Source organism: Streptomyces sp. NPDC029041 (genome assembly GCF_040637515.1).
In the GTDB taxonomy this organism is placed as follows: domain Bacteria; phylum Actinomycetota; class Actinomycetes; order Streptomycetales; family Streptomycetaceae; genus Streptomyces.
The window spans coordinates 542,221-560,306 of sequence record NZ_JBEZWO010000001.1; the positions used below are offsets into that span (position 1 = coordinate 542,221).

General features: G+C 71.0%; 15 protein-coding genes. 10 read left to right on the forward strand and 5 right to left on the reverse strand.

The genetic code is table 11. From position 1 onward, the window contains the following. Positions 1-25 precede the first annotated feature (25 nt). Entirely contained in the window at positions 26-790 is a 765-nt protein-coding gene (locus tag AB0F04_RS02340) for a DeoR/GlpR family DNA-binding transcription regulator (RefSeq protein ID WP_362036829.1), read from the reverse strand. 149 nt (positions 791-939) lie between these two features. Here AB0F04_RS02340 and AB0F04_RS02345 point away from each other — a divergent pair, with 149 nt between their 5' ends. The 9 genes from AB0F04_RS02345 to AB0F04_RS02385 all read left to right on the forward strand — a co-directional run bounded on the left by AB0F04_RS02345 (position 940) and on the right by AB0F04_RS02385 (position 13,638). Continuing rightward, positions 940-1,992 (forward strand): carbohydrate kinase family protein, encoded by a 1,053-nt coding sequence (locus AB0F04_RS02345; protein WP_362036831.1) that lies wholly within the window; start codon positions 940-942, stop codon positions 1,990-1,992. Between the two features lie 47 nt (positions 1,993-2,039). Beyond that, positions 2,040-3,317, forward strand: a complete 1,278-nt coding sequence (locus AB0F04_RS02350) for an extracellular solute-binding protein (RefSeq protein WP_362036833.1) — start codon at positions 2,040-2,042, stop codon at positions 3,315-3,317. A gap of 126 nt (positions 3,318-3,443) precedes the next feature. Beyond that, positions 3,444-4,328: a sugar ABC transporter permease gene (locus AB0F04_RS02355; protein ID WP_362037319.1), complete on the forward strand. Its 885-nt coding sequence runs from the start codon at positions 3,444-3,446 to the stop codon at positions 4,326-4,328. After that, positions 4,325-5,173, forward strand: a complete 849-nt coding sequence (locus tag AB0F04_RS02360) for a carbohydrate ABC transporter permease (protein WP_362036835.1) — start codon at positions 4,325-4,327, stop codon at positions 5,171-5,173. The genes AB0F04_RS02355 and AB0F04_RS02360 overlap by 4 nt, the downstream gene beginning before the upstream one ends. A 124-nt stretch (positions 5,174-5,297) precedes the next feature. Beyond that, positions 5,298-6,245 carry an alkaline phosphatase family protein gene (locus tag AB0F04_RS02365; RefSeq protein ID WP_362036837.1) on the forward strand — a complete coding sequence of 316 codons (948 nt, stop codon included), beginning with the start codon at positions 5,298-5,300 and terminating at the stop codon, positions 6,243-6,245. Next, complete coding sequence (locus AB0F04_RS02370) at positions 6,242-9,175, forward strand: glycoside hydrolase family 2 TIM barrel-domain containing protein (RefSeq protein WP_362036839.1); 2,934 nt, start codon at positions 6,242-6,244, stop codon at positions 9,173-9,175. The genes AB0F04_RS02365 and AB0F04_RS02370 overlap by 4 nt, the downstream gene beginning before the upstream one ends. Positions 9,176-9,227: 52 nt before the next feature. Beyond that, the gene (locus AB0F04_RS02375; RefSeq protein WP_362036841.1) at positions 9,228-11,054 is read left to right on the forward strand and encodes a LamG-like jellyroll fold domain-containing protein; all 1,827 of its coding nucleotides are present in this window, start codon (positions 9,228-9,230) and stop codon (positions 11,052-11,054) included. Between the two features lie 21 nt (positions 11,055-11,075). Continuing rightward, the gene (locus tag AB0F04_RS02380; protein WP_362036843.1) at positions 11,076-12,758 is read left to right on the forward strand and encodes a PHP domain-containing protein; all 1,683 of its coding nucleotides are present in this window, start codon (positions 11,076-11,078) and stop codon (positions 12,756-12,758) included. Positions 12,759-12,810: 52 nt separating this feature from the next. After that, on the forward strand, positions 12,811-13,638 hold the full coding sequence (locus AB0F04_RS02385) for a PaaX family transcriptional regulator C-terminal domain-containing protein (protein ID WP_362036846.1): 828 nt from the start codon (positions 12,811-12,813) through the stop codon (positions 13,636-13,638). Here the strand turns inward: AB0F04_RS02385 and AB0F04_RS02390 are convergent. The 4 genes from AB0F04_RS02390 to AB0F04_RS02405 are packed head-to-tail and all read right to left on the reverse strand — an operon-like array spanning position 13,629 to position 17,410. Next, on the reverse strand, positions 13,629-14,084 hold the full coding sequence (locus AB0F04_RS02390; RefSeq protein ID WP_362036848.1) for a MaoC family dehydratase: 456 nt from the start codon (positions 14,082-14,084) through the stop codon (positions 13,629-13,631). The genes AB0F04_RS02385 and AB0F04_RS02390 overlap by 10 nt on opposite strands. An 8-nt stretch (positions 14,085-14,092) precedes the next feature. Then, entirely contained in the window at positions 14,093-15,595 is a 1,503-nt protein-coding gene (locus AB0F04_RS02395; protein ID WP_362036850.1) for a long-chain fatty acid--CoA ligase, read from the reverse strand. 10 nt (positions 15,596-15,605) lie between these two features. After that, entirely contained in the window at positions 15,606-16,481 is an 876-nt protein-coding gene (locus AB0F04_RS02400) for an amidohydrolase family protein (protein ID WP_362036852.1), read from the reverse strand. 11 nt (positions 16,482-16,492) lie between these two features. Next, the gene (locus tag AB0F04_RS02405) at positions 16,493-17,410 is read right to left on the reverse strand and encodes an SDR family oxidoreductase (RefSeq protein WP_362036854.1); all 918 of its coding nucleotides are present in this window, start codon (positions 17,408-17,410) and stop codon (positions 16,493-16,495) included. A 210-nt stretch (positions 17,411-17,620) separates the two neighbouring features. Between AB0F04_RS02405 and AB0F04_RS02410 the strand changes: the two genes are divergently transcribed. Next, positions 17,621-18,046 carry a MarR family transcriptional regulator gene (locus AB0F04_RS02410; protein WP_362037320.1) on the forward strand — a complete coding sequence of 142 codons (426 nt, stop codon included), beginning with the start codon at positions 17,621-17,623 and terminating at the stop codon, positions 18,044-18,046. Positions 18,047-18,086: the final 40 nt, after the last annotated feature.

Below are 18,086 nucleotides of genomic sequence, written 5' to 3' on the forward strand. Positions count from 1 at the left end.
GGGTGCCCGTCGGCCGGCTGAGAGTTCAAGCTTGCACCTTTCCCGCCACGACCACCTCGACGCCCGCCTCCTGGAAGGAGGTGAGCGTCACCGCGTCGACCGGCTCGTTCGTCACCACCGCGTCCAGGTCCTCGGGACCGCAGACCTTCGCCATCCCGTGCCCGGGGAACTTCGCCGCGTCGGCGAGCAGCACCACCTTCTCGCCGGCCTTGATCATGGCGCGCTTGACCGGCACCTCCACGACCGTCGTGTCCATGACCTGCCCGCCGGGCCGGACCCCGCTGGTGCCGAGGAAGAGCCAGTCGGCGTGCAGCTGGCGCAGGTTGTCCTCGGTGAGGAAGCCGACCAGGGAGCGGTACTCGCGGCGGACCATGCCGCCGAGCAGGACCAGCTCGATGCCCTCGTCGTCGGCGAGCTCCTCGTAGACCACCAGATTGCTGGTGATCACGGTGAGCCGCCGGCCGTGCAGCTGCCGGGCCAGCCGGTAGGCCGTCGTCCCGATGTCCAGCAGCACCGACTGACCGTCCCCGACCATCGCGGCGGCGCGTTCGGCTATGGCGTCCTTCTCGGTGACGCGCACCTCGGCGACCTCGGCGAAGGGCTGGTCGCCCTCCTCCACGACGGCGCCGCCGTGCACGCGGGTGAGCAGTCCGTCTTCTTCCAGTTTGACCAGGTCACGCCGGATTGTGGCAGGGCTCACGCCCAGCTGCTCCGAGAGGTCGGTCACGGCCGCGGGCCCGCCGGCACGCAGGGCCCGCAGGATGAGTTGGTGTCGTCGTTCAGCCAGCACGGCGTGCACATTACTCGTCATCTCCAATCATCGCCATGCTTATTTCTGCTCGGGTATTGACCAATCTCGCCGAGCGGCGCACGATTCCGGTCACCGAAATGAAGAGTTTTGACGATCTCCGTCGAAGCCGTGAGCGAGAGGACGCATCCGTGGACGACGACCGGCCCGATGTGCTGCTGACCGGGCTGCTCTTCTTCGACCTCGTCCTCACAGGGCTCGGCAGGCCGCCCACACCGGGCGAGGAGATCTGGACCGGGGGCATGGGCTGCGGCCCGGGCGGCATCGCGAACCTCGCCGTGGCCGCCTCCCGGTTCGGCCTGCGCACCCGTCTGGCCACGGTGTTCGGAGACGACTTCTACGGCGAGCACTGCCGGGACGTCCTGGGCGGCCAGGAAGGCGTCGACCTCTCGCTCTCGCGCACGGCGGACGGCTGGCCGACCCCGGTCACCGTCTCCGTCGCCTACGGCCACGACCGGGCCCTGCTCACCCACGGTCAGGAGCCGCCGTACTCGCAGGACGTGCTGATGGGCGACCCGCCCGACGCGCGGACCGCCCTGGTGCACCTCGAGGCCCGGCCTCGCGAGTGGCTCGCCAAGGCCGCCGCGAACGGCACGCAGATCTACGCCGATGTCGGCTGGGACCCCACCCAGGAGTGGTCGAGGGCCCTCCTCGACCAGCTGGCCCTGTGCCACGCCTTTCTCCCCAACGAGACCGAGGCGATGGCCTACACCCGCACCGACAGTGCGTTGGCCGCGCTCGGCACGCTCACGGAGCTGGTGCCGGTCGCCGTGGTGACCCGCGGCGGGGACGGCGCCATCGCCGTCGACCAGATCACCGGCGAGTACGCCGAGGTCCCGGCGCTGGACACCGAGGTCCTGGACGCGACGGGCGCCGGCGACGTCTTCGGCGCGAGCTTCGTCGCGGCGTCACTCGGCGGCTGGCCGCTGGCGGAGCGGCTGCGGTTCGCGGTGCTCGCGGCCGGGCTGTCCGTCCGGCACCACGGCGGCGCCCTCGCGGCGCCCGGCTGGTACGGCGTCGCCCACTGGTGGCGGACCCTGAGCGACCCGGAACTGCGCCACGCCTACGGCTTCCTGGCCGACCGCGTCCCGGCCGATCCCGGGCCGCCCGTGCACCACGCCCCCGTCACCCCGCCCGCCCCTCACACCCCCGTCGGTCCGCGCGCCTCCGAAGGGCCGCACTGACCCGCACACCCCTCCGGTACGTCGAACAGGAACAACAGGAGTGACCCGTGGACCTTTCTCGTAGAGGCTTCCTCCAGGCAGCCGCGCTCACCGCGGCCGCCTCCGGTCTGACCGCCGCCTGCGGCGGCGGATCGGGATCGACCGGCAGCAAGAACGGCAAGAACCTCACCATGTGGTACTGGGGAGGCGCGCTCAGCGACAAGGTGGTCGCCGAGGCGAAGACGCACTTCAGCGGCCAGGTGAAACTGACCACCGCCTCCATAGGCGGCGACTTCAAGCAGAAGCTCACCACCACCCTCGCGGCGGGCGCCTCGGTGCCCGACATCACCGGCATCAAGGGCGAGGACATGGCGTCCTTCCTGCCCAACGCCGGCCGCTTCCTCGATCTGAACGACCTGGGCTTCAAGAAGATCGCATCCCAGTACCTGGACTGGAAGACCAAGCTCGCCCGGACCGAGGACGGCAAGCAGATCGGCTTCCCGATCGACATCGGCCCGACCGCCCTCTTCTACCGCGCGGACCTGTTCGACAAGGCCGGGCTGCCCACCGACCCCGACAAGGTCGCCGCCCGGGCGGGGACCTGGGACGACTACTTCGCCCTCGGCACCGAGCTGCGCAAGAAGGTGCCCGGCACCTACCTGGTGAACAACATCGGCTCTGTCTTCACCATGGCGGTCGGGCAGGGCACCGAGCGGTTCATCGACAAGGACAACCACTTCATCGGCGACCAGGACCACATCCGCAAGGCGTGGACCACGGCCGTCCGCCCCTACACCCTCGGTCTCGACGCCAAGATCAACGACAACACGTGGAACGCCGCGATAGGCAAGACCCTGACCACCGAACTCGGCGCCGCCTGGCACGCCCTGGACATCGAGCAGGCGGCCCCGAAGACCAAGGGCAAGTGGCGGGTCTGCGCGATGCCCGGTGGACCGGCCAACCAGGGCGGCTCCTACCTGGCGCTGCCCCGGCAGTGCCGAAACCCCGAAGAGGCGTTCAAGATCATCAGCTGGATCCTCAGCCCGGAGAACGACGCCCGTGGCTTCACCGACGCCGCCATCTTCCCCGCCGCGCCGGCGGCCTACTCCATGCCGGCGATGACGGGCGGTGACCCGTTCTTCGGCGGTCAGAAGATCATCGAGGTCTTCGGCCCGGCCGCCAAGGCCATCCCGGCCGCCTACGAGGCACCCGCCGACGCCGCCGTCATGGCGCCTTTCATGACCGAGCTGTCCAGCATCGAGGCGAAGGGCAAGAAGCCCGACGACGCCTGGAAGGACGCGGTCAGTCAGGCCAAGCAGATCGCCCGGCGGCAGGGGGTGAGCTGAGCGATGGCGTCACCCCCGGTCACCGGTTCCGCCGCGGTGCCCCGGCACCTCGGCGGGCCCGGCCCGGCCCGCTTCCGCCCGCGGCGCACGCCGCCCGCGGACACCGTGCGGCCAGGGCGTCGCCGGGTGCTGTCGCACTGGCGGCAGTACCTGGCGATCTCGCCCTTCTTCCTGATCTTCGGCGTCTTCTCGTTCTTCCCGGTCTTCTACTCGCTCTACCTCGCCTTCCAGCGCTGGGACGGCCTGGGCACCGTGCAGTTCGTGGGCCTGCAGCAGTTCCGGTTCCTCTGGGACGACCCGGTCTTCTGGCTGTCGATCCGCAACACCCTGGTGATCTGGGTGCTGTCCACGGTCCCCACCCTGTTCGGCGCCCTGGTGCTGGCGACGCTGCTGCATTCGGTGCGCCGCTTCAAGAGCTTCTACCGCATCGCCCTGTACATACCGAACGTCACCTCGATCGTCGCCGTGTCGATCTTCTTCGGTGCGGTGTTCAGCAACAACTTCGGCCTGGTCAACGCGATCCTCGGCACGGTCGGCATCCCACCCGTCCCCTGGCTGAGCAATCCGTGGCTGATCAAGCTGGTCATCGCGCTGCTGATGACCTGGATGTGGACCGGCTACAACATGATCATCTACCTGGCCGGGCTCCAGGCCATCCCCACCCAGATCTACGAGGCGGCCAGGCTCGACGGGGCGGGGCCGATCCGGACGTTCTTCCAGATCACCATGCCGATCATGCGGCCCATCATCCTGTTCACCGTCATCATCTCGACCATCAACGGCCTGCAGAGCTTCAGCGAACCCCAGGTCCTGTTCGGCAGCAACGCCGCCAACCCGAACCTCGGCGGCCCCGGCCAGGCCGGCCTGACCACGCTTCTGTACTTCTACCAGTCGGCCTTCGTCAACAACGACTACGGCTACGGCGCGGCCATCGTGTGGGCCTTCTTCGTACTGATCATGGTGCTGGTCGTCGTCAACTGGCGGGTCGTCCAGCGCGGGAGGAAGTCATGACCGCAGTGGTCCCGAGGCGGTCCCGGCGCCCCAAGGGCCTGACCGCGCACCTCGTCCTCGTCCTGGCCGTCCTGGTCTCGGTCTTCCCGTTCGTGTGGACCGTCGTCATGGCGACGAACACCACCGAGGACATCTACAAGAGCCCGCCCAAGCTGACCTTCGGCTCCCACCTGCTGGAGAACATCCGGCACGTGCTGGACACCATCGACTTCTTCGGCTCGATGCTGAACACGCTCGTCGTCGCGACCGTCACGACCGTCCTGGTCCTGTTCGTGGACTCCCTGGCGGCGTTCACCTTCGCCAAGTTCGACTTCCCCGGCCGCAAGACGCTGTTCGCCCTGCTGGTCGGGTTCATGATGCTGCCGCTCCAGCTGGCCGTCCTGCCGCAGTTCATCCTCATGTCCGACATCGGCTGGGTCGGCACCCTCAAGGCCCTGGTCCTGCCCGCCCTCGCCAACGCCTTCGGCATCTTCTGGCTGCGCCAGTACATCGAGAACGGCGTGCCGGACGAGCTGCTCGACGCCGCGCGCATCGACGGGGCGGGATTCTTCCGCCAGTACTGGAACATCGTGCTGCCGATGATCAGGCCCGCGCTGTCCTTCCTCGCCATCTACGCCTTCGTCGGCGCCTGGAACGACTACATCTGGCCCCTGGTCGTGCTCAACGACCCCAGCCACCTCACCCTCCAGGTGGCACTGGCCCAGCTCCACGTCGGTCACACCACCGATTACAGCATGGTCATGGCCGGCGTCCTGATGGCGTCCGTGCCCCTGGTCGTCGTCTTCACGCTCTTCGCCCGCGGCTTCATCGCGGGCGCGACGGAGGGGGCGGTGCAGGGCAGCTGAACAACCCGAAGGGTGGCGCCCCGTAAGGGGCGCGGGGAACTGCGCGACCAGCCACAACGGCGCGCAGCCAGAAACCGGCGGCCGGTCCCGAGCTCTCCTGGCAGCCATTCAAGAGAGGCACCCAGTGACGGACGTCAACACCGAGGCCCGACACCCCAAGGTCCTCGTCGTCGGCATGGACGGCCTGCGCTACGACCGCCTGACCCGCTCCCCGGCCAACGCCCCGGTCCTGCACACCTTGATGGCCGACGGCGCCGTCGGCACGAGCCTGCTGCCCTACGGCAGAGCGAACGACGATCCCCCGACCGGCACGGCCTACACCGACTCCGGCCCCGGCTGGTCGAGCATCCTCACCGGGGTGTGGCCCGACCGCCACGGCGTCACCGGCAACGATTTCGAAGGTGCCGCCTACGCCCGCTACCCCGACTTCCTGACCCGCGCCGCCACCGCCCGGCCCGGTCTGCGCACGGCGGCCGCCGTGTCCTGGCCGGCCCTGGTCCGCCGCGGCACCCTCGGCCGGGCCATCGGCCGACGGGTGCGGTACAACGGCGAATTCCGGGGGTACGAGACCGCGGACCGCCGCGTCGCCCGCACCGCCCTGCGCTGGCTCGGCAAGGGCGACCCGGACGTGATGTTCGTGTACTTCGGCGCCACCGACGAGGCCGGCCACGCCACCGGGCCCCTCTCCCCCGCCTACGACCGGGCCCTCCACGCACAGGACACCCACCTCGGACACCTGCTGGACGCGATCGGGGCAAGGGCGGCGGATCCCCGACGCGCCCCCGAGCGCTGGACCGTGCTGATCACCACCGACCACGGCCACCTCGACTCCGGCGGCCACGGCGGCGACTCCCGTGCCGAACGGGAGGTCTTCGTCATCCTCGCCGAGCCGGGAGGCGGCGGAGGTCACGGGAGCGGCCGAGACCCCCGGGGAACCCGGCTCGACACGCCCCGCCTCGTCGACGTCGCCCCCACCGTCCTGGACCGTCTCGGCATCCCCGCCGACCCCGCCTGGGGCCTGCAGGGCCGCGTCCTGCCCCGCCCCACCGCACCGACTCCGGAAGGGTCATGACCGACGAACGTCCCGATCCCCTGATCGCCCTGCGCCCCTGGGAAGCGCCCGAGGTGACCTCCTGGCGCCGGCTGCCGATGAACGCCGTCGACCGGCGCCCCGCAGCCGTCACCCTCGACGGCGACTGGCGCTTCCAGCTGCTGCCCGCGCCCGACGCCCCGCTCGGGGAGGTCTGGTCGTCGTCCTACGTCCCCGGCGTCTGGACCGTGCAGGGCACGGACGACCTGCCGCGGTACCTCAACGTCCGTATGCCGTTCGCCGCGTTCCCGCCGCAGGTGCCCGCCGCCAACCCGACCGGGGTGTACGAGCGTTTCGTGGACGTGCCCGCCGAGTGGTCCGGGCGGCGGATCGTGCTCCAGGTCGGGGCGGCCGAGAGCGTGCTGCTGGTGCACGTGGACGGGCGGCCCGTCGGGATCTCCAAGGACTCGCACCTGGCAGCCGAGTTCGACCTGACGGGCCTGGTGCGGCCCGGGGAGCGGGCCGCGCTACGGCTGACCGTCGTGAAGTGGTCGGACGCCTCGCACATCGAGGACCAGGACCAGTGGTGGCACGGCGGGATCACCCGCTCGGTGCTGCTGTACGCCGTCGACCGGCTGCACCTCGCGGACGTGACCGTGCGCGCCCGGCGGGACGGCGGCCTGCTGGTGGACTGCCGGGTGCGGGACGCGGACGGGGCGCTGCCCGAGGGCTGGTACGTCAGCGGGGAGCTGGAGGGGCACCTGCTCACGCAGGACGCCGAGTTCGACCGCGCCAACGCCGAGGACGAGCGGGTCTCCGATTTCCTGGGGGAGGCCCGGCTGCGTGCCTCCGTACCGGAGGTGCGCACCTGGACGGCCGAGACGCCCGAGCTGTACGGCCTGACCGTCCGCCTGCACCGCGCCGACGGCACGGTCGCCGACACCTCCCGGCACCGGGTCGGCTTCCGCGACGTCGAGATCGCCGGACGGGACCTGCTGGTCAACGGCGAGCGGGTGTTCATCCGGGGCGTCAACCGGCACGACTTCCACCCGCTGACCGGGCGGACGGTGACGTACGACGACATGCGGGCGGACCTCGTCCTGCTGAAGCGGTTCGGCTTCAACGCGATCCGCACCGCGCACTACCCGAACGACCCGGCCCTGTACGACCTGGCCGACGAGCTCGGGTTCTACGTCGTCGACGAGGCGGACATCGAGTCCCACGACCACGCCCACGAGATCGCCGACGACCCGCGCTACCTGAACGCCTTCGTGGACCGGGTCTCACGGATGGTGCTGCGGGACAAGAACCACCCGTCCGTCATCGTCTGGTCGCTCGGCAACGAGTCCGACTACGGGGCGAACCACGACGCGGCGGCGGGCTGGGTGCGGCGCCACGACCCGACCCGGCCGGTGCAGTACGAGGGCGCGGCCAAGCGCGGCTGGGCCGATCCGGACCTGGCCTCCGACATCGCCTGCCCGATGTACGCGCCGCTGCAGGAGTGCATCGCGCACGCCATGTCGGGCACCCAGACCAAGCCGCTCATCCAGTGCGAGTACTCGCACGCGATGGGCAACAGCAACGGCACGCTCGCGGACCATTGGGAGGCCATCGAGACCACCCCGGGTCTTCAGGGCGGGTTCATCTGGGAGTTCTGGGACCACGGCATCCTCCAGCGTGTGAACGACGGCAGACCGGCCGGGCGTGGGGGCGCCGGGCTGTATGACAACGGTGTCGCCGCGCCCGGGCATCGCTGGGCGTACGGCGGCGACTTCGGTGAAACCGACCACGACGGCGCCTTCATCGCCGATGGCGTCGTCTTTCCCGACCGCACGCCCAAGCCGGTGATGTTCGAGCACCGGGAGATCGCGGCGCCGGTACGGATCGACAGCTTCCGGCACGAGGGCGTGGTGCTGAGCAACCACCAGCACTTCAGGGGCCTGGACTGGTTGTCCGGCGAGTGGGAGCTGTCCCTCGCCGACGGCCCGACCCTGACGGCTCCGGCCGAGCTGCCCGATCTGCGGCCCGGCGAGACGGCCGCCGTGCCGCTGCCGTTCGAGCTGCCCGAGAACGGCGGCGAAGCCTGGCTGACGCTGCGGGTCACGACGGCCCGGGACGAACCGTGGGCACCGCGCGGCACGGTCGTGTGCCTGCCGCAGGTGCGGTTGCGGGCGGCGCTCCCGGTCCGGCCCACCCGCGTCCCGGACCGTTCGGTGGAGGTCGACGAGGACGGGCTGCTGGTCCATCCGCTGCTGACGGCCGCTCCCACGCTGTCGCTGTGGCGGGCACCGACGGACAACGACGAGCTGGGCGGCATGGCGGCCCGCTGGCGGGACTGGGGGCTGGACGCGCCCGCCCGCGAGGTCGTCTCCGTGCGGCGTGCCCCGGGCCGGGTGGCCGTGGTCTCCGGCTATCTGTGCGCGGGTGGGACCGTCCGGCACGAGCAGGTGGTGACCGCGGTGGAGGACGGTCTGCTCGTCGAGGAGTGCGCCGAGCTGCCCGAGGCGCTGTACGACGTGGCCCGGGTGGGGACCGTGTTCGAGACGGCCCCCGGGCTGAACGTCCTGGAGTGGTTCGGACAGGGCCCCTGGGAGTCGTATCCGGACCGGGCCGCGGGCGCGCCGGTCGGCCACCACCGCCTGCCGGTGGACGAGTTGTTCACGCCGTATCTGCGGCCCCAGGAGAGCGGTGGGCGGCACGGCGTGCGCCGGTTCACCCTGTCCGCGCCCGACGCCACCGGCCTCGCGGTGCGGCTGGACCGGGCCCGCCAGGTCTCCGTGACCCGGCATCGCGCAGCCGACCTGGCCGCCGTCGCGCACCACGACGAACTGGTGCCGCGGGCCGGGTGCGTGGTGCACATCGACGCGGCCCATCGCGGGCTCGGCACGGCCTCGTGCGGGCCCGACACCTTCGCTTCCCACCTCGTCCCGTCCGGTGTCCACCGCTGGAGCTGGACGCTGCGCGTCCTCTGAGTTCTCTTCCTCCCTCCCAGTCACCGACTGTCAGTCACCCCATGGAGCCCCCATGTGCGTTTCGCATGACCACGACCCGGGCGAAGCGCCCCAGGCCGGTGCCGGAAGACGCGGCTTCCTCCGCGCCACCGCGCTGCTCGGCGCGACGGCGGCCGCGCTGACCGCGCTGCCGGGCGGCACCGCGCAGGCGGCGCCCGCGAGCCGGCGCCCCGACCCGCGCAGCCGCCGCTTCACGCTCGCGGTGATGCCGGACACGCAGTACCTCTTCGACGGTCCGAGCATCGACAGGGCCCCGGTGGAGGCGTCGCTGCGCTATCTGCTGGAGCACGGCGGCCAGGAGAACATCGTCTTCCTCTCCCACCTCGGCGACCTCACGCAGAACGGTGCGAAGGAGGAGTTCGCCGCGATCGGCGAGGCGTTCCGGGTGCTGGACCGGCGGGGTGTCGGCTACAGCGTCCTGGCCGGCAACCACGACGTGAAGTCGTCGACGACCGACCAGCGCGGTGCGACCCCGTACCTCGACGCCTTCGGGCCGCGGCGGTTCGAGGGGAAGCCGACGTTCGGCGGCGCCTCCCCGGACGGCTACAACACCTGCCACCGGTTCGAGGCGGGCGGCCGTCAGTGGCTGGTGCTCGCGCTGGACTGGCGGCTGTCGCCGCAGGGGTACGCGTGGGCGAGGGACGTCCTGGCGAAGCACCCGAGGACGCCGGTGATCCTCACGACCCACGAACTGGTCGTCGAGGACGACACGCTGTCGGACAACGGGCAGCAGCTGTGGGACCAGCTGATCGAGGACCACGACCAGATCTTCCTCGCCCTCGGCGGGCACTACTGGCCCGCCGGGCGGGCGACGCGCAAGAACGCGGCCGGGCATGACGTCCATCTGCATCTGACGAACTACCAGAACCGCTACTTCGGCGGTGCGGCGATGATTCGTCTCTACCGGTTCGACCTGGACCGCGGGGTCATCGACGTGGAGACGCTCTCGCCCTGGATCCTGGGCCGGGCCGCGAAGGGGCTCAACGAGCTGGAGCGGCAGGAGATGGAGCTGAGCGGCGACGCCGACCGGTTCTCCGTCGAGATCGACTTCGAGGAGCGCTTCTCCGGTTTCGCGCCCGTGCCCGCACGGCCGGCCCGGCCCGCCTCACAGGTGCTCGTCCCCGGCACCGTGGCGTACTGGCGCTTCGAGAAGCCGGTGGACGGCACGGTCCGTGACCTGTCCGGGCGGGGCAACGACCTCTCCCTCGTCGCGGTGGGCGGCGGCACACTGGGCTGGTCGGCCGACCACCACCCCGACCAGCCGGGCCACGGCAGCCTGGAGTTCCAGGGTTTCAAGTCCCCGTTGAAGGGCGCCTACCTGCGCACGGTCGACGGCGCCCCGCTGAACAAGGCCACCTTCGAGGACGGTTACACCATCGAGGCGTTCTACCGCCTGCCCGCCGACTGGGACCCCGACCACAACGCCTGGTCGGGTCTGGTCTCCCGCACGGGCACGGGCGGCGCCGCCGGGAAGAGTGCCGACGACCCGGACGAGCCGCTGGCCACGCTGTCGCTGTCCAACGACCGTGAGCCGCAGTGGGCGATGCGCCCGCTCAACCAGCAGGGCATCGCCACCAACTGGGGCCAGGAGACGCCGCTGGAGACCTGGTGGCACCTCGCGGTCGTCAACGACGGCAGGCACACCACGCTGTACGTCGAGGGCTGTCCGGTGGTCCGCAACCCCAAGGCTTCCTCCGTCGGCATCACCTCCGTCGGCCTCCCGTGGCTGCTGGGCGGCTACGAGTACGGCGGGAAGATCGACCAGATCCTCCACGGCCGGCTCGGCGACGTCCGGATCGTCGCCCGGGCACTTCCCGTCACCTCCTTCATGAACCACTGAGATCCCGAAGGGCCGGCCGTCATGACCGAGCAGCAACTGCCCACCTGGGCCGATCCGTCCGTCTCCCCCGCCGCCCTCGACCCGCAGGGCGTGTCCCGCCGGGGGCTGCTGCGCCGCGCGGGCCTGTTCGGCGCCGCGTTCGCCCTCGGCTCGGCGGCGACCGGCCGGGCCCAGGCCTTCGCCGCCGGTGACGGCGGGCCGCTGGGCGGTGAGGACCCCCGCCTCGCCTACCTCGTCGGCGACCACCACATCCACTCCGTCTACAGCCACGACGCCAAGTACACCTTCTCCCAGCTGGCCGCGAAGAGCGCGGAGTACGGCCTGGACTGGATGGTGTTCACCGAGCACTCCAACGTCGGGCACGCTGGCTTCGGGGCCGCGCTGGAGCACCGGGAGATCGTGAAGGCGCGGGCGCAGAACCCGCGTCAGCTGATCTTCCAGGGCCTGGAGTGGTACATCCCGGCCGCCGAGCACTGCACGGTGTTCACCGCGCCCGGCCCGCACGAGGTCGACGTGCTGACCCGCTTCGAGAGCGCCTACGACGGCAAGCTCCTCGCCTACGACAAGGGCGGTCCCGCCGACGCGGACACCGCACGCAACGAGGCGCATGCCCTCAAGGGGCTCGAGTGGCTGGCGGAGCAGCGGCGTTCGGGCTACATCGACGACGTGCTGGTGCTCGCGAACCATCCCATGCGTCTCGGCATCGACTCCCCGCACGAGCTGCGCAACTGGCGGGACACGGCGCCCGGGATCGTGATCGGCATGGAGGGCGCGCCCGGCGCCCAGGGCGCGGCCATCCCCGGATGGCGAGGTGCCGCGTCGATCCGCGGCGAGTACGAGAACAAGCCGTCCACGCAGTCCTGGCCCGGCTACCCCGCGGACGCCTACCTCACCTACGGCGGTTTCGACTGGGCGACCGCGACCGTCGGCGGTCTGTGGGACTCGCTGCTCGCCGAGGGCCGGCTGTTCTCGGTCACCACCAACTCCGACGCCCATCGGATCGTCTTCGACACCTGGAGGAACGGCGACTGGCAGCCCGGGCGGAACTTCGACAACACGGGCAAGCTGCCCGACCCGGTGGACACCGGCACCCCGCAGCCGGGCAGCGACTTCTGGCCCGGCCAGTTCAGCCGTACCCACGTGGGCGTGACCCGGTACGGCTACCGCGCGGTCATGTCGGGGATGCGCGCGGGCCGGGTCTGGCTGGACCACGGGCATCTGCTCGACGGGCTCGACGTGCGCCTCACGCGGGACCGCGACCGGGGCCGGGGCGTGACGCTCGGCGGCCGGCTGCGGGTCCGCAAGGGCGAGAGGCTCACCCTGAACGTCACGGTGACGACCGCCTCCCGGCCCAACCCTCAGGGGATCCTGCCCGAGTTGGCGCATGTGGACGTCATCCACGGCGCGGTGCGCGGGCCGGTCACCGACCGCGACACCTGGAAGGCCCCGGACACGCGGGTCGTCCGGACCGAGGACGTCTCCGGCCGGAAGGGCACCTACACCCTGCGGATCCCGCTGACCGCCGGGGAGGAGTCCTTCTACGTCCGGCTGCGCGGCAGCGACGGCAACCACAACGGCCCCGGCTACCTCGGCGCGTCGGTCGACCCGCACGGGCCGGTCCCGCACACGCCGGGGGACGGTGATCCGTGGGCGGACACCTGGTTCTACGCCAACCCTGTGTTCGTGGACGTCGAAGGGTACTGACCCGGCGTACCAGCAGGTCACCGGCGGATGGAGCGGAGGTACCGTGGGCCGCGTGACCGGTGAAGAGCCGCTGCGGCCCCAGTCCCTGATGCTGACGTTCCTGGGCGACCAGGTGCTCGGCCGTGAGGTGTGCGTGTACTCGGGCAGCGTCATCGACGTGTTCGCCCGGGCCGGGATCGGCGAGCAGGCGACGCGCTCCACGCTGAGCCGCATGGCGGGCCGCGACCTGCTGCGCCGGCAGCGCGAGGGACGCCGGATGTACTTCGGGCTGACCGAGCGCTCGGAGGCGGTGCTGCGCGACGGCGCGCAGCGGATCTGGCAGGCGGGTGCCGTCAACCGGCAGTGGGACGGCACCTGGACGCTGCTCGGTTTCTCCCTGCCTGAGTCCTGGCAGCGCCAGCGGCACGACCTGCGCTCCCGGCTGGCCTGGAGCGGCTTCGGCCCGCTCTTCAACGGCCTGTGGATCGCCCCCGGTGAGGTCGACGTGTCGGCGCTGGTGGCCGAGCTCGGCCTGTCCGCGCATGTGAAGGTCTTCCGGGCGCACGCGGACGCCGGCATGGACATCGGCCGGATGATCGAGGAGACGTGGGAGCTGTCCGACCTGGCCGGACGCTACGCGGGGTTCACGCGGCGCTGGCAGGGGTGGGAGGACGACCTGCCGGAGGCCGACGACGCCCTCGTGCTGCGGCTGCGGCTGCAGACGGAGTGGCTGCAGATCGTCCGGCGCGATCCGCGGCTGCCCGTGGGGCACCTGCCGGACGACTGGCCGGCCGAACAGGCCGAGAAGACGTTCCGGACCGTGCACGAGCGGCTCTCACCGCTCGTGCGCGACGCCTCGGAACGCCTTCTGGACCTGGTGCCCACGCGGCCTCAGGCGTAGAACCGCGACAGGCTCTGGAGCACCGCCGCGGGCTTGGTGCCGCCCTCGATCTCGATGGCGCCCTCGACGGTGATCTGCACCCCGCCCGGCACCTCCTCGACCTCGGCGAGCTTCGCCGCCAGGCGGATGCGGGAGCCGGCCTTGACGGGTGAGGGGAAACGCACCTTGTTGAGGCCGTAGTTGACCTTCGTCGTCACACCCTGGACGTCCAGCAGCTCGGTGAACAGGGGGATGAAGAGGGACAGCGTGAGGTAGCCGTGCGCGATGGGTGCGCCGAAGGGGCCGTCCTTGGCGCGCTCGGGGTCCACATGGATCCACTGGTGGTCGCCCGTGGCGTCGGCGAAGGTGTCGATGCGCTCCTGCGTCACCTCGATCCACTCGCTGGTGCCGAGGTCGCTGCCGGCGAGCTTCTTGAGTTCGTCGAGACCGTTGACGGTGATGCTCATGCGGATCCTTAGCTCTGGCCGTAACGCGTACGGACACGGGACTTGAGGAGTTTTCCGGAGGCGGTGCGCGGGAGTTCGTCCGCGAGGACCACCGACTTGGGGATCTTGTACTTGGCGAGGCGGCCCGCGAGCGACGCGAGCACCTCGTCGGGGTCGAGGGAGGCGCCCTCGCGGGGCACGACGACGGCGCGCGGCACCTCGCCCCACTTGTCGTCCGGCACTCCGATCACCGCGCACTCGGCGATGTCCGGGTGCGCGAGGAGCCGGTCCTCGATCTCGGCGGGGTAGACGTTCTCACCGCCCGAGATGATCATGTCTTTGATGCGGTCGACGATGTGGACGTAGCCGTCCTCGTCGACGTGTGCGGCGTCGCCGCTGCGGAACCAGCCGTCCGCGAAGGAGGCGGCGGTCTCCTCGGGCAGCCCCCAGTAGCCGGGCATGACGTGCGGACCGCGCACCACGACCTCCCCGACCTCTCCGACATCGGCCGGTGCCAGGTCCGGCCGGACGACGCGGACGTCGCTGAAGAAGTGCGGCACACCCGCCGACCCCGCCTTGCTCACGGCGTGCTCGGCGTCCAGGAACAGCGTGCCGGGGGCGGCCTCGGTCATGCCGTAGCCCTGGAGGAAGGTCAGTCCGCGTTCCTGGTAGGCGGCGATGAGCGGGGTGGGGACCGGGGAGCCGCCGCAGGTGAGGATGCGGAGCGAGGAGAGGTCGGCGTCCGGCCAGCGCGGATGCCTGGCCACCTGGTCGAACATGGTGGGCACGCCGAACATGAAGGTGATGCGGTGCCGTTCGACGAGGTCGAAGGTGGCGTCGGGGTCGAAGGCCTCGACCAGGACGCAGGCGCCGCCCTTGAGCAGGACCGGCAGCGTGAGCATGTTCAGGCCCGCGGTGTGGAACAGCGGGGCGGAGACCAGGGCGCGTTCGTCGGCGATCAGGTCGGTGTCGACGAGGACGTTGACGGCGTTCCAGGTGAGGTTGCCGTGGGTGAGCATGGCGCCCTTGGGCCGGCCGGTCGTGCCCGAGGTGTACATGATGATGCAGGTGTCGTCGGCACCGACGGGTTCGTCGATCGGCTCCCCGGGCGCCTCGGTGACGGCCGCCTCGTACTCTGCGCCGACCTCCAGGTAGAGGCGGACGTCCGTGCTGCCGGGCAGGCCCGCGACCAGCCCCGCGTGGGAGGGGCCGTAGACCAGGGCCCGGGCGCCGGAGTCGGCGAGCTGGTAGGCGATCTCCGGTCCGGCGAGGCGGATGTTGAGCGGGACGAAGACGGCGCCGAGCGTGCCGGCCGCGAACAGGGTCTCCAGGTAGGAGGGGTGGTTCGGGCCGAGGTAGGCGATGCGGTCGCCGCGGCGGACGCCCCGGGCGCGCAGGGCGTGGGCCAGTCGGGTGGTGCGGGCGTGGAGGGTGCCGTAGTCGGTGGCGGACCCGTCGTGGATCAGGGCGGTGCGGTGCGGGGTCTTGCGGGCCCGGCGTGCGGGCCACGACCCCAGTCCCTCGTTGCGCATGTCACGCCCCCTACGGTTTCGTCAGCCCGAGCAGGCGGGCGGCGTTCTCCTTGAGGATCTTCGGCCGGACCTCGTCCTTGATCGTCAGCTTGCCGAAGTCGGCGAGCCAGCGGTCGGGGGTGAGGACGGGGAAGTCGGAGCCGAAGAGCACCTTGTCCTTGAGCAGGGTGTTCGCGTACTGCACGAGCTGCGGCGGGAAGTACTTCGGCGACCAGCCGGACAGGTCGATGTGCACGCCCGGCTTGTGGGTGGCGACCGCCAGGGCCTCGTCCTGCCAGGGGAAGGACGGGTGCGCCAGGATGATCTTCAGGTGCGGGAAGTCGGCCGCCACGTCGTCCACGTGCAGCGGGTTGGAGTACTTCAGCCGGATGCCGCCCCCGCCGGGGACCCCGGCACCGATGCCCGTCTGGCCGGTGTGGAAGAGGGCGATCGCGCCGGTCTCCTCGATCACCTCGTACAGGCCGTACGCCACCGCCCGGTCGTTGGGGAAGAAGCCCTGGATGCTGGGGTGGAACTTGAAGCCCTTCACCCCGTACTCCTCGACCAGACGGCGGGCCTGCCGGACGCCCGCCTTTCCCCGGAAGGGGTCGATGGAGGCGAAGGGGATGAGGACGTCGGAGTTCGCGGCGGCCGCCTCGGCGACCTCCTCGTTCGGGACGGGCGCGGTGCCGGTCGCGGACTCGGCGTCGACCGTGAAGATCACGGCGGCCATCTTCCGCTCGCGGTAGTACGCGGCGGTCTCCTCCAGCGTCGGCTTGCGCTTGCCCTCGACCTTGAAGTAGGCGGAGGAGGCGTCGTGCAGGTCGTCGTCCAGGGAGGAGTGGCCCTTGGAGGACACTTCGGCGTGGGTGTGGACGTCGATCGCGACCAGGTCGTCGACGTTCATCGAGCGGTCCATCACGCCTCCGGGAACTTCGGCGCCGGGATGCCGACCGTCTGGAGCTCGGCCCCGACCGACGTGGGGAAGGCGTCGGCCAGGGTGTCCGGGGTCCAGCCGCCGTCGGCGTACGCCGCCTTGATCTCCTGCGGATGGGACCAGAGTGCCACCTTGTCGCCGCCGATGCCGATGGCCTGGCCGGTGATGCCCCGGGCGGCCTCGGAGGCGAGGAAGGGCACGAGGGCGGCGCAGTCCTCGGGGGTGCCGAAGCCCTCGCCCTTGCGCAGGAAGTCCGGCAACGGTTTGCCGCTCTTCATGGCCGCGACGTACGGAGCGAAGGCCGGGATGGTCTCGGTCATCGCGGTGGCGGCGACCGGCACGATCGCGTTGACCGTGATGTTCGCGCGGCCCAGTTCCATGGACCAGGTGCGGGCCATCGCGGCGATGCCGGCCTTGGCGGCGGCGTAGTTCGTCTGGCCGAAGTTGCCGCGCTGCCCGGCCGGGGAGCCGACCAAAATCAGCGAGCCGCCCTCGCCCTGCTCCCGCATCCGCACGGCGGCGGCGCGGGCGCAGGTGAAGGTGCCCTTGAGGTGGGTGGTGATCACCGCGTCGAAGTCCTCGTCGGTCATCTTCCACAGCACCTTGTCGCGCAGGATGCCCGCGTTGGTGACGAGGACGTCGAGCCGGCCGAACTCCTCGACCGCGCGGTTCACCAGCCGCTCGGCGGCTTCGGAGGTGCCGACCGGGACGACTTCGGCGACGGCCTTGCCGCCCGCTTCCCCGAGGGACTTCACGGCCGCCTCGGCCACCGCCTCGTCGACGTCGTTGACGACCACGGACGCGCCGTGGGCGGCCAGGGCGTGGGCATAGGCGAGGCCGAGGCCGCGGCCGCTGCCGGTGACGACGGCGACCTTGCCGGAGAGATCGATGCTGGGCACGGGTGGGTCCCTTCACACGGGTTCGACTGGGCGTCGCGCGGGGTCGACTGCGAGATCGAAGCTAAGAGCAATAATTGTTGACGTCAATAGTTGTTCCCCACCCATGGGTGCGGGATGCTGGAATCAGCAGGAAGCAGCACCGAGCCCAGGGAGCCCGCCATCGCACGCCAGAACGCCACCCCGAAGCCCATCGACGCCCACGAGCCGTGGATGCGCGGACTGCACGCCGACACCGGCTACCTGCTGTACCGCCTGGGTCTGCGCTCGGGGCAGCTCTTCAACGCCTGCCTCCAGGAGTCCGGCCTGCGCCTGCGCCACTACGCGGTGCTGCGCTTCCTGGCCACCACCGACGGCGCCCTGCAGCGCGAACTGAGCACGCGGCTCGGCTACGACCCGAGCGCGATCGTCGGCCTGGTCGACGACCTGGAGAAGCTGGGCCTGGCCGAGCGCCGCCCCTCCCCGGACGACCGCCGCAGCCGGATCGTCGTGCTGTCCGACAGCGGCCGCGACGTGCTGCGCGACACCGACGAGGACGGCCTGCGCGTGACCGGTGAACTGCTCGGCCCGCTGGACCCGGCCGAGCGGGAGACGCTGCACGCGTTGCTGCTGCGGATCGCGGAGGACGGCCGCAACTGATGTTGTGCAAATGATTGACGGCTGCACGATGGATGCATAA

Coding starts and splice junctions, on each gene's coding strand:
- AB0F04_RS02360 (WP_362036835.1), top strand. CDS start 4,325: ATGACCGCAGTGGTCCCGAGGCGGTCCCGGCGCCCCAAGGGCCTGACC.
- AB0F04_RS02370 (WP_362036839.1), top strand. CDS start 6,242: ATGACCGACGAACGTCCCGATCCCCTGATCGCCCTGCGCCCCTGGGAA.
- AB0F04_RS02375 (WP_362036841.1), top strand. CDS start 9,228: ATGTGCGTTTCGCATGACCACGACCCGGGCGAAGCGCCCCAGGCCGGT.
- AB0F04_RS02380 (WP_362036843.1), top strand. CDS start 11,076: ATGACCGAGCAGCAACTGCCCACCTGGGCCGATCCGTCCGTCTCCCCC.
- AB0F04_RS02390 (WP_362036848.1), bottom strand. CDS start 14,084: ATGAGCATCACCGTCAACGGTCTCGACGAACTCAAGAAGCTCGCCGGC.
- AB0F04_RS02395 (WP_362036850.1), bottom strand. CDS start 15,595: ATGCGCAACGAGGGACTGGGGTCGTGGCCCGCACGCCGGGCCCGCAAG.
- AB0F04_RS02400 (WP_362036852.1), bottom strand. CDS start 16,481: ATGAACGTCGACGACCTGGTCGCGATCGACGTCCACACCCACGCCGAA.
- AB0F04_RS02410 (WP_362037320.1), top strand. CDS start 17,621: ATGCGCGGACTGCACGCCGACACCGGCTACCTGCTGTACCGCCTGGGT.